The sequence below is a fragment of the Roseburia sp. AM51-8 genome (genome assembly GCF_003478275.1).
In the GTDB taxonomy this organism is placed as follows: Bacteria; Bacillota; Clostridia; order Lachnospirales; family Lachnospiraceae; genus Pararoseburia; species Pararoseburia lenta.
The window spans coordinates 154,673-168,194 of the sequence record NZ_QUEY01000005.1; the positions used below are offsets into that span (position 1 = coordinate 154,673).

General features: G+C 48.0%; 12 protein-coding genes, 2 tRNA genes, 2 pseudogenes and 1 riboswitch. Of the genes and pseudogenes, 15 read left to right on the forward strand and 1 reads right to left on the reverse strand.

What is annotated here, in order from left to right; translation table 11 throughout:
• Window positions 1–9 precede the first annotated feature (9 nt).
• Together glpK and DW996_RS11365 are read left to right on the forward strand one after the other, a co-directional pair.
• Window positions 10–1,502, forward strand: a pseudogene (gene glpK / locus DW996_RS11360) (glycerol kinase GlpK).
• Between the two features lie 166 nt (window positions 1,503–1,668).
• Window positions 1,669–3,051 (forward strand): NAD(P)/FAD-dependent oxidoreductase, encoded by a 1,383-nt coding sequence (locus tag DW996_RS11365; protein WP_118535833.1) that lies wholly within the window; start codon window positions 1,669–1,671, stop codon window positions 3,049–3,051.
• Here the strand turns inward: DW996_RS11365 and DW996_RS11370 are convergent.
• Window positions 3,048–3,383, reverse strand: a complete 336-nt coding sequence (locus tag DW996_RS11370; protein WP_118535835.1) for a DUF2752 domain-containing protein — start codon at window positions 3,381–3,383, stop codon at window positions 3,048–3,050. The genes DW996_RS11365 and DW996_RS11370 overlap by 4 nt on opposite strands.
• 110 nt (window positions 3,384–3,493) lie before the next feature.
• Between DW996_RS11370 and DW996_RS11375 the strand changes: the two genes are divergently transcribed.
• The 13 genes and pseudogenes from DW996_RS11375 to DW996_RS11435 all read left to right on the forward strand — a co-directional run bounded on the left by DW996_RS11375 (window position 3,494) and on the right by DW996_RS11435 (window position 13,122).
• Window positions 3,494–4,000 carry a hypothetical protein gene (locus DW996_RS11375; protein WP_243069472.1) on the forward strand — a complete coding sequence of 169 codons (507 nt, stop codon included), beginning with the start codon at window positions 3,494–3,496 and terminating at the stop codon, window positions 3,998–4,000.
• A 48-nt stretch (window positions 4,001–4,048) separates the two neighbouring features.
• A pseudogene (locus DW996_RS11380) lies at window positions 4,049–6,339 on the forward strand (Tex family protein).
• Between the two features lie 45 nt (window positions 6,340–6,384).
• A riboswitch (FMN riboswitch) is annotated at window positions 6,385–6,532 on the forward strand.
• A 122-nt stretch (window positions 6,533–6,654) separates the two neighbouring features.
• The gene (locus tag DW996_RS11385) at window positions 6,655–7,296 is read left to right on the forward strand and encodes an ECF transporter S component (protein ID WP_118279985.1); all 642 of its coding nucleotides are present in this window, start codon (window positions 6,655–6,657) and stop codon (window positions 7,294–7,296) included.
• A gap of 139 nt (window positions 7,297–7,435) precedes the next feature.
• Window positions 7,436–7,948 carry a YcxB family protein gene (locus DW996_RS11390; protein WP_118535837.1) on the forward strand — a complete coding sequence of 171 codons (513 nt, stop codon included), beginning with the start codon at window positions 7,436–7,438 and terminating at the stop codon, window positions 7,946–7,948.
• Window positions 7,949–8,383 (forward strand): tRNA (adenosine(37)-N6)-threonylcarbamoyltransferase complex ATPase subunit type 1 TsaE, encoded by a 435-nt coding sequence (tsaE, locus tag DW996_RS11395; protein ID WP_118535839.1) that lies wholly within the window; start codon window positions 7,949–7,951, stop codon window positions 8,381–8,383.
• Window positions 8,380–9,093 carry a tRNA (adenosine(37)-N6)-threonylcarbamoyltransferase complex dimerization subunit type 1 TsaB gene (gene tsaB, locus DW996_RS11400; RefSeq protein ID WP_118535841.1) on the forward strand — a complete coding sequence of 238 codons (714 nt, stop codon included), beginning with the start codon at window positions 8,380–8,382 and terminating at the stop codon, window positions 9,091–9,093. The genes tsaE and tsaB overlap by 4 nt, the downstream gene beginning before the upstream one ends.
• Window positions 9,093–9,545, forward strand: coding sequence for a ribosomal protein S18-alanine N-acetyltransferase (rimI, locus tag DW996_RS11405; protein ID WP_118279974.1), 453 nt, complete (start codon window positions 9,093–9,095; stop codon window positions 9,543–9,545). The genes tsaB and rimI overlap by 1 nt, the downstream gene beginning before the upstream one ends.
• Window positions 9,539–10,450: a ribonuclease Z gene (locus tag DW996_RS11410; protein WP_118279971.1), complete on the forward strand. Its 912-nt coding sequence runs from the start codon at window positions 9,539–9,541 to the stop codon at window positions 10,448–10,450. Before rimI ends, DW996_RS11410 begins: the two co-directional genes overlap by 7 nt.
• Window positions 10,451–10,453: 3 nt before the next feature.
• Complete coding sequence (locus tag DW996_RS11415; protein ID WP_118279969.1) at window positions 10,454–11,032, forward strand: DUF6715 family protein; 579 nt, start codon at window positions 10,454–10,456, stop codon at window positions 11,030–11,032.
• On the forward strand, window positions 11,025–12,059 hold the full coding sequence (gene tsaD / locus DW996_RS11420; RefSeq protein ID WP_118279966.1) for a tRNA (adenosine(37)-N6)-threonylcarbamoyltransferase complex transferase subunit TsaD: 1,035 nt from the start codon (window positions 11,025–11,027) through the stop codon (window positions 12,057–12,059). Before DW996_RS11415 ends, tsaD begins: the two co-directional genes overlap by 8 nt.
• A 46-nt stretch (window positions 12,060–12,105) precedes the next feature.
• Window positions 12,106–12,798: a 2-C-methyl-D-erythritol 4-phosphate cytidylyltransferase gene (ispD, locus tag DW996_RS11425; protein ID WP_118535843.1), complete on the forward strand. Its 693-nt coding sequence runs from the start codon at window positions 12,106–12,108 to the stop codon at window positions 12,796–12,798.
• An 86-nt stretch (window positions 12,799–12,884) separates the two neighbouring features.
• A tRNA-Ser gene (locus DW996_RS11430) sits at window positions 12,885–12,970 on the forward strand.
• Between the two features lie 62 nt (window positions 12,971–13,032).
• A tRNA-Ser gene (locus tag DW996_RS11435) sits at window positions 13,033–13,122 on the forward strand.
• Window positions 13,123–13,522: the final 400 nt, after the last annotated feature.

Sequence of the window (13,522 nt, forward strand, 5' to 3'; positions counted from 1 at the left end):
AAATATATTATGGCATTGGATGCAGGGACGACAAGCAATCGCTGTATCCTGTTTGATCATGAGGGGAACATTTGTAGTATGGCACAGAAGGAGTTTCGTCAGATCTTCCCGAATCCGGGATGGGTGGAACACGATGCCAATGAGATCTGGTCTACACAGCTTGGTGTAGCCGTAGAGGCGATGTCAAAGATCGGCGCGACCGCAGACGATATTGCCGGAATTGGTATTACGAACCAGAGAGAGACTGTCATTGTGTGGGATAAACATACTGGGGAACCTGTATATCACGCGATCGTTTGGCAGTGTCGCCGTACTTCTGAGTACGCAGATGAATTAAAGGCAAGAGGCTTGGAGGACATGATCCGTTCCAAGACAGGTCTGATGATCGATGCCTATTTCTCCGCTACCAAGATTCGTTGGATTTTGGAAAATGTAGAGGGAGCAAGAGAAAAAGCGGAAGCTGGAGATCTTTTATTCGGTACGGTAGAGACATGGTTGATCTGGAAACTAACCAAGGGCGCAGTACATGTTACAGATTATTCCAACGCTTCCAGAACCATGCTTTTCAATATCAATACTCTGGAATGGGATGATGAGATCTTAAAAGAACTCGATATTCCGCGTTCCATGTTACCGGAAGCCAAGCCGTCAAGTTGTGTTTACGGTATGGCAGATCCGAGTTTCTTCGGTGCAGAGATCCCGATCGCGGGAGCAGCCGGAGATCAGCAGGCAGCCCTTTTCGGACAGACCTGTTTTACCGAGGGCGAAGCCAAGAATACATATGGTACCGGTTGTTTCCTTTTGATGAACACGGGAGAAAAGCCGGTATTCTCCAAGAACGGTCTGGTTACAACGATCGCATGGGGATTGGACGGCAAGGTCAATTACGCGCTGGAGGGATCTATCTTCGTCGCTGGTGCTGCGATCCAGTGGCTGCGTGACGGCATGAAACTGATCGATTCCGCTGAGGATTCCGAATATATGGCAAAGAAAGCCAAGGGCACCCATGGTACTTATGTCGTTCCGGCATTTACCGGACTGGGCGCACCGCATTGGGATCAGTATGCGAGAGGTACGATCGTAGGTATTACCAGAGGCACCAACAAGAACCATATCATCCGTGCGACGCTGGATCTATTGCTTATCAGGTATGCGATGTTATTGATGCTATGAAGGCAGATGCCGAGACCGATCTTCGTACCCTGAATGTAGATGGTGGTGCCAGTGCCAATGATTTTCTGATGCAGTTCCAGGCAGATATGCTGGATAAGCCGGTCAACAGACCGTCCTGCGTAGAGTCTACGGCTCTTGGTGCAGCATACCTGGCAGGTCTTGCGGTTGGTTACTGGGAGAGCAAGGAAGAAGTCATGAAGAATGTGCAGTATGACCGTGTCTTCATTCCATCCATCGACCCGGAGGAGCGCGCAGCAAAGCGTAAAGGCTGGAATAAGGCAGTCAAGTATGCTTTTGGCTGGGCACGTCAGGACGAGGACGACGAGTAAAGGTATTCTGATAAAAAAGGACACTATAAGGAGATGTCAAGGCTGGCATCTCCTTTTCTACGCCCGCTTACGGCTTTATTTTACTGGCGGGACAGAGGAAACTATGATATGATAATGAAGTAAAAAAGCGGTCGTTTTTATGAAAAGACGACGGATAGGAGAAGGTATGAATTACGATGTACTGATTATTGGCGCAGGCCCGGGAGGTATTTTTTCTGCCTATGAACTGATCCAGCAGGATCCGAATTTGCGTGTGGGCGTTTTTGAGGCAGGACACGCTCTGGGAGGCAGAAAATGCCCGATCGACGGAAATAAGATCAAGTCCTGTATCGGATGTAAGACCTGTTCGATCATGAGCGGTTTTGGCGGAGCCGGTGCTTTTTCAGATGGAAAATACAATATCACCAATGATTTTGGCGGCACTTTATATGAATATATCGGTAAAAAAGAAGCTATTGATCTGATGCGCTATGTCGATACGATCAATCTGGCATATGGCGGCGAGGGGACAAAATTATACTCTACCGCAGGCAGTCGTTTTAAAAAGCAGTGTATGCAAAATGACCTGCATTTGCTGGATGCATCTGTCCGCCATTTGGGTACGGACATCAACTATGTGGTATTGGAAAATCTCTACAAATATTTAAAGGACAAGGTAGAGTTTTATTTTGACACGCTGGTGGAGTCAGTCGAAGTCTTAGCAGATGGTGAGGAAGGCTACCGTATCCATTGCAAGGATGCAAGTTACACCTGCAAAGATTGTATTATTTCTGTCGGACGCAGCGGAAGCAAATGGATGGAAGAAGTCTGCAAGGATCTTTCTATTCCAACCAATTCCAACCGTGTGGATATCGGGGTGCGTGTGGAATTGCCGGCAGAGATCTTTTCACATCTGACGGATGAATTATACGAGAGCAAGATTGTTTACCGTACCCAGAAATACGAGGATAAGGTGCGTACCTTCTGTATGAATCCAAAGGGGGCGGTCGTAAATGAAAATACCAATGGCATCATTACGGTAAACGGACACAGTTACGAAGACCCGGAGAAACAGACGGAGAATACCAATTTCGCACTTTTGGTTTCTAAGCATTTTTCCGAGCCTTTTAAGGATTCCAACGGTTATGGCGAGTCAATCGCCAGACTTTCCAATATGCTTGGCGGTGGCGTGATGGTACAGCGTTTCGGAGACCTGATCCGTGGACAGCGTTCTACCAGGAAGCGTATCGAGGAGTCCTTTGTCACACCGACACTCAATGCTACGCCGGGAGATCTCTCCCTGGTACTGCCAAAGCGAATCTTGGACGGCATTGTAGAGATGATCTACGCACTGGATAAGATCGCACCGGGTACCGCAAATGACGATACTCTGCTTTATGGTGTCGAAGTCAAGTTCTACAATATGGAAGTGGAAGTGGACGAACATTTGCAGACCAATTATAAGGGACTTTATGTGATCGGTGATGGAAGCGGTATTACCCACTCCCTGTCACACGCTTCTGCAAGTGGTGTTTATGTAGCAAGAGAGATTGCGGGAAACCAGAACTAGAAGATCTGCAATAGGGCTACATGAAAACAGACAAGGGCAAGGTTTTTGATGACAAAATTTACTGCCAGTAAGCCCAGTGCGATCCATAGCAGACGGGCGCTGGGGTGGTACTTATGATCTAGGATCTTGCGGATACATAGATAGAGGCAGACAAAAAAGGCATAGACCACCAGCGGGTGAAAGAGAAAAGACTTGATCCAGTGTCCGGTAAGAAATAAATACAGGGCTCTGGTGCCACCGCAGCCGGGACAATAGTAGCCGGTTACTAGATGGAAAAGGCATTTGGGTGCATGGCTCATATAGTTTTGTAGTAGTCTGGCAAGTGCTTGCATATTAGGCCTCACATCTAATTGAAATAGTGATATTTAAGTACCAAATCTACTATAAAGGAATGACGGACGATTTGTAAAGAGGACGCGATCAAAGAAAGGGGGAATGGTGTATGCAGATAGGAAGTCTTGGCTCTATCCTTACAACTTCATATCAGCCGGGAACTTATGGCATGGGGACTTATGATGTCACCGCAGGCGTGACGGATCCGACTATGACCGGGGCAGGGGATACGGACGGCGTCAAGCCGGGTTATAAATCCACGCCGGCGGAATGTCAGACTTGCAAGGAGCGCAAGTATATCGATGGGTCGGATGAAAATGTTTCCTTTAAGGCGGCGGCACACATTTCACCGGAGGCAGCCGGCGGTGCCGTGCGGGCGCACGAGGGTGAACATGTCAGCAATGCCTATACCAAGGCTGCCCAAAATAACGGAACGGTGGTAAATGCCAGCGTATCCATCCACACATCGGTCTGCCCGGAATGTGGCAGGACTTATGTTTCGGGTGGCACGACCAACACAACGATCCGCTACAATGAGAGCAATCCTTACGGACAAAATCAAAAATCGCTGGATGCAGCCAGCCTGATCGGGGGCAAGGTGGATCTGAGTGCCTGATGCAGGCGGTTTTGATCGAGAAATTAGAAAAGAAATGGAGTAACATAGATGGACATCAATAGAAAACTGGCAAGTGAACTTGGCGTTCTGCCAAAACAGGTAGATGCGGCGGTAAAACTGATCGATGAGGGCAATACCATTCCCTTTATCGCAAGATATCGAAAGGAAGCAACGGGTGCACTCAGTGATGAGATTCTGCGAAACCTGTATGAACGTCTGAATTATCTGCGCAACCTGGAAGACAAGAAAGCGTCAGTTCTAGCAAGCATAGAAGAGCAGGGAAAACTGACGGAGGAACTGCGTGCGCAGATCCTGGCAGCAGAGACACAGGTCGTTGTAGATGATCTGTATCGCCCATACCGTCCAAAGCGCCGCACCCGTGCGACGATCGCCAAGGAAAAGGGCTTAGAGCCGCTGGCAGATCTGATCCTTTTGCAGGAGATTGATCAGCCGTTAGAGGAGATTGCAGTAGATTATGTAAATGCAGAGAAGGAAGTGGCTACGGCGCAGGATGCGATCGCGGGAGCCATGGATATTCTGGCAGAGACTATCGCAGACCAGGCGGATTATCGTATGCATATCCGTGGGCTGACAGAGAAAAAGGGACATATCACATCAAGCGCCAAGGATGAGACCGCGGAGTCGGTCTACGAGATGTACTATGAGTTTGACGAACCAATCGAAAAGTTGCCGGGACACCGTATTCTGGCACTCAACCGAGGAGAAAAGGAAAAGATCCTGACGGTCAAGATCTTGGCACCGACCGAGGAGATCATTCGTTATCTTTCCAAACAGGTCATTACCAAGGATAACCCTTATACGACACCGGTGCTGACGGAGACGATCGCGGATGCGTATGACCGCCTGATCGCACCGGCTATTGAGCGTGAGATCCGGTCTGCCTTGACCGAAAAGGCAGAGGACGGCGCGATCAGTGTCTTTGGTAAGAACCTACAGCAGTTGCTCATGCAGCCACCGATCGCAGGTCAGGTGGTTCTGGGCTGGGATCCGGCATTTCGTACCGGCTGTAAACTTGCCGTTGTAGATGCGACCGGAAAGGTATTGGATACGACAGTTATTTTCCCGACAGCACCGCAGAATAAGGTGGAGGAGGCAAAGGCAGTTTTAAAGAAACTCATCTCCAAATACCATGTTACCCTGATCTCCGTAGGAAATGGTACGGCATCGCGTGAATCAGAAATGATCATCGTAGATCTCTTAAAGGAGATCCCGGTTCCGGTGCAGTATGTGATCACCAACGAGGCGGGGGCATCCGTCTATTCTGCCAGCAAATTGGCGACAGAGGAATTTCCGCAGTTTGACGTAGGGCAGCGTAGTGCGACATCCATTGCCAGACGTGTACAGGACCCCTTGGCTGAACTGGTAAAGATCGATCCAAAGTCGATCGGTGTAGGACAGTATCAGCATGATATGAACCAGAAAAAGTTGGACGAAGCCTTATCCGGTGTTGTTGAGGCGTGCGTCAACAATGTGGGCGTTGACCTGAACACGGCTTCAGCATCCTTGCTGGAACACATTTCAGGCATCAATAAGACCATTGCTAAGAATATCGTGGCATATCGTGAGGAGAACGGACAGTTCACTTCAAGAAAACAATTATTAAAGGTACCAAAATTAGGACCAAAGGCATACGAACAGTGTGCAGGCTTCCTGCGGATCCGCGGGGGCAAGAATCCTTTAGACGCGACCAGCGTACACCCGGAGCCTACGAAGTGACGGAAAAGCTTCTTGCCGAATTAGGACATGATCTGACGGAGATCACCAGTGGCGGTATCGGGCAGATCGGAAAGGAAGTAGGCGATCTGGATCGACTGGCAGAAGAACTTGGTATCGGTGCCATGACTTTGGAGGATATTGTAAAAGAACTCCAAAAGCCGGGGCGTGATCCAAGAGAGGATATGCCAAAGCCAATTCTTCGCAGTGATGTCCTGAGCATGGAAGATTTAAAACCGGGCATGGTCTTGAAAGGCACTGTCCGCAATGTCATTGATTTTGGTGCTTTCGTGGATATCGGCGTGCACCAGGACGGACTTGTCCATATTTCTGAGATCTGCGACCGCTTCATCAGGCATCCGCTGGAGGCTGTATCGATCGGCGATATTGTGGATGTGCAGGTCTTGAGCGTGGATTTCAAAAAGCAAAGGATCCAGTTGACCATGAAACTGGGCGATCGACAGGACAAAAAAGAGGCTGCGAAAGACCAGCCTGCGGCAAGATCCAAAAAGCCTGCCAATAAGCAGAATTTCAAGAAAAAACAGGAGCACAGGAAGCCGGTCAAAAAAGGCAATAACTTTTTTGACAATATTATTATCGAATAGTGGTTGACAGATAGGCTCTATATGCATATACTGATGCTTGTAAATAGGAATCTTCGGGGCAGGGTGATATGAGAGATCATAGATTCCCGACCGACGGTGATGTTGCTACGGCAACGAGTCCGTGACCTGCATTTGCAGTTGAATCGGTGTGAATCCGATACCGACAGTATAGTCTGGATGAGAGAAGATAAGTTGATTTTTGCGTGCAATGTATTGCCCCGAACGCTGGAATTAGTGTTCGGGGCTTTTTGCGTACAAGGCTGACTTACCAGAGACCGATTTTCCTAAATAAAAAGGAAAAAGGAGTGTTACAAAATGAGTGAGGTAACAACAAAAAGAGCAAACGTAAACAATGGAACAAAGAGTGCAGCAGCATCTAAGATGAATGTGCGCTATCTGACGGTGACGGCAATGTTATCGGCGATCGCATTTATCCTGATGTTTCTTGATTTTTCTGTTCCGGTCATGCCAAATTTCATCCGCATGGATCTGTCAGAATTACCGGCCTTGATCGGTGCTTTTGCCATGGGACCGGCATGTGGCGTATGGGTATGCTTAGTTAAAAATCTCTTGCATCTGTTTATGACATCCACAGGTGGCGTCGGAGAATTGAGCAACTTTGTTCTTGGCGTAGCCTTCGTACTTCCGGCAGGACTGATCTACAAGCACAAAAAGAATAAGAAGTCAGCCATCACAGGCGCTCTGATCGGAGCACTTTGCATGGCACTCTTCAGTTTCCCATCCAACTATTTCGTGGTTTATCCGATCTACACCAAGATGATGCCAATGGATGTGATCATCGGTGCTTATCAGGCAATCGTGCCATCCGTAAAAGAATTGTGGCAGTGCCTCTTATTCTTTAATGTGCCGTTTACCTTTGTCAAAGGTCTGTTTTCCGTACTGATCACAATGGTGGTATATAAAAAGATCTCACCGATCTTAAAAGGAAGAGTTTAAAAACAAAATAAAGAAATAGGATAAAAGCCTCAATCCGTCCGGCGTCTTGCATGTCGGTAGACGGATTGGGGCTTTTGATTTTGTATGGAATATGATAATATAACAATCAGAAGTGGGCTTATATGGAGGAAGATATATCATGACCGTCAAATTTAACGTAAAACTGAGCAGTGAGGATATGTATCGTTTCAATATGTATCACGCATATACATCCATGCAGGGCATCTTGTCGCTTGTCATGGGGATCTTTGTAATCGTGGTGATCGCGCTTTCCGAAAATCTGCACGACATCCGTCATGCCCTGCCTTATCTTTTGATCGCGTTGATCTTTCTGTTATATGTGCCTTTGACGCTGCGCATCCGCTCGAAGCGACAGATTCATATGTCAGATGCTTTGAAGGATGTCCTGCATTTTGAAATGAGAGAAGATGGCATTGCCGTCACGACAGATCACGAGACGGAGGAGGCAGTTCTGCCATGGAATATGATCTATAAAGCCGTGACAACCAAACACAATCTTCTTATATATAGTAACCGCGTCAATGCGTACATCATACCAAAGGCACAGGCGACGGAGGAACTGCCACAGATCTATGCCATGTTGCGTCAGCATTGCAAGGATTATCGCTTACATATTAAGGGAGACAAATAGATGATAAAAGAAACATTTTCACCGGAGGAAACGTTTGCCTTTGGAGAAGAATTAGGAAAAAATGCCAGACCGGGACAGGTTTACACCCTGATCGGCGATCTTGGCGTGGGAAAGACAGTTCTTACGCAGGGAATCGCAAAGGGCCTGGGAATTGATGAAGCCATCTGTAGTCCGACCTTTACCATTGTGCAGGAATATCACACCGGGCGCATGCCGTTTTACCATTTCGATGTGTATCGTATCGGCTGTGTGGAAGAAATGGATGAGATTGGTTTTGACGATTACGTTTATGGCGAAGGCCTGACTATGATTGAGTGGGCAAATTTGATCGAGGAGATTCTGCCGGACCATTTCTGGCAGATCATGATCGAAAAAGATCTGGAAAAAGGTTTTGACTATCGCATGATTACAGTTGAGGAAGTGGGTAAGGCATGAAGATATTAGGAATTGATGCATCGGGCATGGTTGCCAGCGTAGCGATTGTGGAAGATGATATTGTTGTGGGCGAATACTCTACTAATTTTAAAAAGACGCATTCACAGACATTGCTTCCAATGTTGGAAGAACTGAAAAAGATGATCACATTGGATCTGGATACGATCGATGCCATTGCGGTTGCAGCAGGACCGGGCTCTTTTACCGGACTCCGTATCGGTTCGGCGACGGCAAAGGGATTGGGACTTGCTCTGGACAAGCCGATCATATCCGTCTCAACGATTGAGGCGATGGCTTACAATCTCTGGGGAAGCGCAGATAATGTGTGTCCGATCATGGATGCAAGGCGGGGGCAGACCTATACCGGTCTTTATCACTTTACGGATACAGAGATGGAGTGCATCGTAGAACCTTGTGCTGTTGACATCACAGAGATCATAGAAAAGATCAATGCTATGGGCGGGGCCGTGACTTTCTTAGGCGATGGCGTGCCGGTCTTTCAAGAGGCAATCGCAGATAAATGCAAGGTTCCTTACCATTTCGCACCGGCTCATATGAACCGCCAGCGTGCCGCATCTTTATGTGCAAGGGCAGAGGCTTATTATCTTGCGGGAAAAGTGCAGACGGCAGCCGAGCACAGACCGGAATATCTGCGTCTGTCACAGGCGGAAAGAGAACGCATGGAAGCGCAAAAGAGCGGTCAGGCATAATGGATATCCGGATCAGACCCTGCAGGGTGGAAGATATCGACAGGATCGCAGCGATGGAAGCGGCGATCTTTAGCGAGCCATGGACAAAGACCGGATTTTTGGAGACGCTTTCCGAGACAGAACATGTCTTTTTAGTGGCAGAAGATCAAGAAAACCTGTGTGCCTATGGCATCTTATATTGCAACAGTGATGAAGGGGAGATCCCAACGATCGCAGTTTCAGAAGAAGCGCGCGGCAGAGGTCTGGGAAAGAGGCTTTTATCCCGGATGATGGAGGAAGCGGAAAAAAGGGGCGTAGCCCATGTTTATCTGGAAGTGCGAAAGAGCAACCTGCCGGCACAAAGATTATACCAGGCATGTGGATTTTCTCTTGTAGGACAAAGAAAGGGCTTTTACCACAAGCCGGACGAGGATGCTTTCGTCATGGCTTTTCATAAGGAGGATATATGTTAGATATTTGCTTGCTGGGAACAGCAGGGATGATGCCGCAGCCACACCGCTGGCTTACGGCAATGATGGCTCGTTTTAATGGCAGCAGTCTATTGATCGACTGTGGCGAGGGAACCCAGATTGCGATGAAGGAGGCGGGGCTCAGCCCAAATCCGATCGATACCATCTGCTTTACCCATTATCACGCGGACCATATCAGTGGCTTGCCTGGACTGCTTTTGTCCATGGGCAACTCAGACCGCACGGAACCGGTGACTATGATCGGACCAAAAGGTCTGGAACGCGTAGTTAATTCTTTGCGTGTGATCGCACCGGAACTACCGTTTGACATTCATTTTATAGAACTTACCGAGGCAGAGCAGGATCTGGTCTTGCATGGCTATCATATCCGGGCATACCGTGTCCAGCATAATGTGCCTTGCTACGGCTATTGCATCGAGATCCCGCGCAGTGGCAGATTTGATGCCGCAGCAGCAAGTGCTCTGGGACTCCCGGTACAGACCTGGAACCGCCTGCAAAAAGGCGAGACCATCCTGTGGGAGGATAAGGAATACGCGCCGGACATGGTGATGGGACCGCCTCGCAAAGGGATCAAGGTGGCATACTGCACGGATACCAGACCGATCGACCGCATTGCGGACAACGCCAAGGGGGCAGATCTATTTATCTGTGAGGGCATGTATGCGGAGCCGGACAAACTTGCTAAGGCAAAACAGTACAAGCATATGACTTTTTATGAAGCGGCAGAGCTGGCAAAGAAGGCAGAGGTCAAGCAGATGTGGCTGACCCATTTCAGCCCGTCTTTGGTAGGTGCAAAAGGATACATGAAGGATGTGAAGCGGATTTTCGCGGAATCATATCTGGGAGAAGACGGCAAGATGCTGGAGTTGGACTTTTTGGAGGAATAAGCGATGAAGAAGGCATTTCGTATAGGAATATCGATCGTGATCTGTGTGGGGCTGGTGTGCGGCTACTATTATTATCTGTCGCACAAGAATGCAAAAAGTGCAGAAGATGCACAAGACAAGACGACAGAAGTGGAAAAGATCATCGAAAGGGACTTTGATAAAAAGTATCCTAAAACACCACGCGAGGTCGTGAAGTGGTACAACCGGATCATCACGGCTTTTTACGGCGAGGAATATACGGACGAGGAACTGGAGAAAATGGCAGATCAGGCGAGAAGCCTGATGGATGATGAACTCCTGTCCTACAATCCGAGAGATACCTATCTGAAGAGCCTCAAGGCAGACATTGAGGACTATAAGACCAGGGATAAGATCATTGTGCAGTCCTCGGTCAGTGACAGCAATGATATTACCTATGCTACGGTAGACGGAGATTACTGCGCCTATGTGGATGCCTATTATTTTTCCAGAGAGGCAAGTGACTATAGCAGGACTTACGAGGAGTTTGTGCTGCGCAGGGATGATGAGGGGCACTGGAAGATCCTGAGTTTTCGTTTGACAGAAGGAGACAATGATGAGTGATAAAGAAATATGCATATTAGCGATAGAGAGTTCGTGTGACGAGACGGCGGCGGCGGTCGTGGTAAACGGCAGACAGGTCTTGAGCAATGTCATTTCCACACAGATACCGATCCATACCTTATATGGCGGTGTCGTGCCGGAGATCGCATCCAGAAAACATATTGAACGTATCAATCAGGTGATTGAGGAAGCACTGAAAGAAGCTCATACATCACTTGATGAGATTGATGCGATCGGTGTTACCTATGGACCGGGTCTTGTTGGAGCCCTGCTCGTAGGACTTTCTGAGGCAAAGGCGATCAGTTTTGCAAAAGATATTCCGTTGGTAGGTGTGCATCACATCGAGGGACATATCTGCGCTAATTATATAGAAGATAAAACTTTGGAACCGCCATTCCTTTGCCTGGTGGTATCGGGAGGACATACCCATCTGGTCCGCGTCAAAGATTATGGGCAGTATGAGATCTTAGGGCGTACCAGAGACGATGCGGCAGGAGAGGCTTTTGATAAAGTGGCAAGAGCCATTGGTCTGGGCTATCCGGGTGGTCCTAAGATCGAGCAAAAGGCAAAAGAGGGAGACCCGCATGCCATACCTTTCCCGGTGGCAAAGGTCAATGACAGTGCTTACGACTTTAGTTTCAGCGGCTTAAAGTCCGCAGTCTTAAATTATATCAACGGCGCCAAGATGAAGGGCGAAACAATCAACGAGGCAGATATCGCTGCATCCTTCCAGCAGGCGGTCATAGATGCTCTGGTGGGACATGCCATGCATGCGCTGGATGAATTCGGCGGGGACAAGTTTGCCATTGCCGGAGGCGTTGCGTCCAATGGTACTCTGCGTGCAGCCATGCAGGAAGCCTGCGAGAGGCGTGGTGTCAGATTTTACCATCCGTCACCGATCCTTTGTACGGATAATGCCGCCATGATCGGTGCGGCAGCCTATTATGAGTATATGTCGGGACGCAGAGATTCTATGTCTTTGAATGCTGTGCCGAATCTGGCATTGGGACAGCGCGTGGAATCGTGATCAAAGGCATGCGGTAGTGACAGAAGATCTTGAGCAGGAGAATGGGATGGAAAGAATAGGAGCAGTCGTATTGGCAGCAGGTTCCGGAAAGCGTATGGGAGCAGATATTCCAAAACAATATCTTGCCCTGTGCGGCAAACCGGTCATGGTATATTGTCTGGAGGCATTTGAAAGGAGCCGGGTGGATGAGATAGTTCTGGTAGTGGCACCGGGAGACCGGGCATATTGCCGGAAAGAGATCGTAGAAAAATATCATATTACAAAGGTAAGTGCCATTGTAGACGGAGGAGCAGAACGCTATGACTCTGTCTATGAGGGGTTAAAAGTCATCCACTGCGACTATGTCTTGATCCACGATTGTGCCAGAGCCTTTGTGACGGAAGATATCATAGAAAGATCCATTAGAGGTGCAAAGGGATACGGTGCCTGTGTTGTCGGGATGCCTGTCAAGGATACGATCAAGATCGCGGATGAGAGCGGCTGGGTAGAGGCGACCCCAAGGCGTGATCTGGTCTGGAGTGTGCAGACACCCCAGAGTTTTTCCTATCCATTAGTGTATGAAGCCTATACCAGATTGCAGGCATGCGATAAGACCGGGGTGACCGATGATGCCATGGTCGTAGAAAAAACCATGCAGGCGCGTGTGAAATTGATCGAGGGCAGTTACGAGAATATCAAGGTGACGACCCCGGAAGATCTGCTCATGGGGGAGCGTATTTTGCAGTTCCGAAAAAAGTGAAGAAATTTGAAAAAAAGAATTGACACGCAGATGCAAGAATGATATTATCTTATTCGTGCTGAAAAACACATAAACATATATGGCTTGGAGAGGTATCGAAGTGGTCATAACGAGGCGGTCTTGAAAACCGTTTGTCCGCAAGGGCGCGTGGGTTCGAATCCCACCCTCTCCGTTATATGCTTGTCATCGCATGGTGGTGAGCATATTTTATGTCAGTCTTTATTCGACACACTTGGAGAAGTACCCAAGCTGGCCGAAGGGACACCCCTGGAAAGGGTGCAGGTCGTTAATAGCGGCGCGAGGGTTCAAATCCCTCCTTCTCCGTTAGATTATAGGAAAAGACCATGAGAAAACGGCTTTTCACTTTTTGGAAAAAAGATGTAAAAAGTTGTTGACAAGAAAAGGCCGAAATGATAATATAATCTAGCTGACGCAAAACGGCAGCAAACAACAACGAAAAAGAGATTTGAAATCTTGAAAAAAGTTGTTGACAAACTTCGAATCATTTGATATGATAATGAAGTTGTTCGGGTCACAAACGACTCGAAAATAAATAAAAAAGTTGTTGACAAACGACTTGATACATGATAAGATATCAGAGTTGCTGTTAGCAACCAACCTTGATAACTGAACAGTGAAACAACCTTGAAAGATTCTAAGAGAATAATTCAAGTCGATCAGAAATGATCGCAAACGAACAGCTTTTTAAAAAGCAACCTTAAAA

Coding starts and splice junctions, on each gene's coding strand:
- DW996_RS11365 (WP_118535833.1), top strand. CDS start 1,669: ATGAATTACGATGTACTGATTATTGGCGCAGGCCCGGGAGGTATTTTT.
- DW996_RS11370 (WP_118535835.1), bottom strand. CDS start 3,383: ATGCAAGCACTTGCCAGACTACTACAAAACTATATGAGCCATGCACCC.
- DW996_RS11375 (WP_243069472.1), top strand. CDS start 3,494: ATGCAGATAGGAAGTCTTGGCTCTATCCTTACAACTTCATATCAGCCG.
- DW996_RS11385 (WP_118279985.1), top strand. CDS start 6,655: ATGAGTGAGGTAACAACAAAAAGAGCAAACGTAAACAATGGAACAAAG.
- DW996_RS11390 (WP_118535837.1), top strand. CDS start 7,436: ATGACCGTCAAATTTAACGTAAAACTGAGCAGTGAGGATATGTATCGT.
- tsaE (WP_118535839.1), top strand. CDS start 7,949: ATGATAAAAGAAACATTTTCACCGGAGGAAACGTTTGCCTTTGGAGAA.
- tsaB (WP_118535841.1), top strand. CDS start 8,380: ATGAAGATATTAGGAATTGATGCATCGGGCATGGTTGCCAGCGTAGCG.
- rimI (WP_118279974.1), top strand. CDS start 9,093: ATGGATATCCGGATCAGACCCTGCAGGGTGGAAGATATCGACAGGATC.
- DW996_RS11410 (WP_118279971.1), top strand. CDS start 9,539: ATGTTAGATATTTGCTTGCTGGGAACAGCAGGGATGATGCCGCAGCCA.
- DW996_RS11415 (WP_118279969.1), top strand. CDS start 10,454: ATGAAGAAGGCATTTCGTATAGGAATATCGATCGTGATCTGTGTGGGG.
- tsaD (WP_118279966.1), top strand. CDS start 11,025: ATGAGTGATAAAGAAATATGCATATTAGCGATAGAGAGTTCGTGTGAC.
- ispD (WP_118535843.1), top strand. CDS start 12,106: ATGGAAAGAATAGGAGCAGTCGTATTGGCAGCAGGTTCCGGAAAGCGT.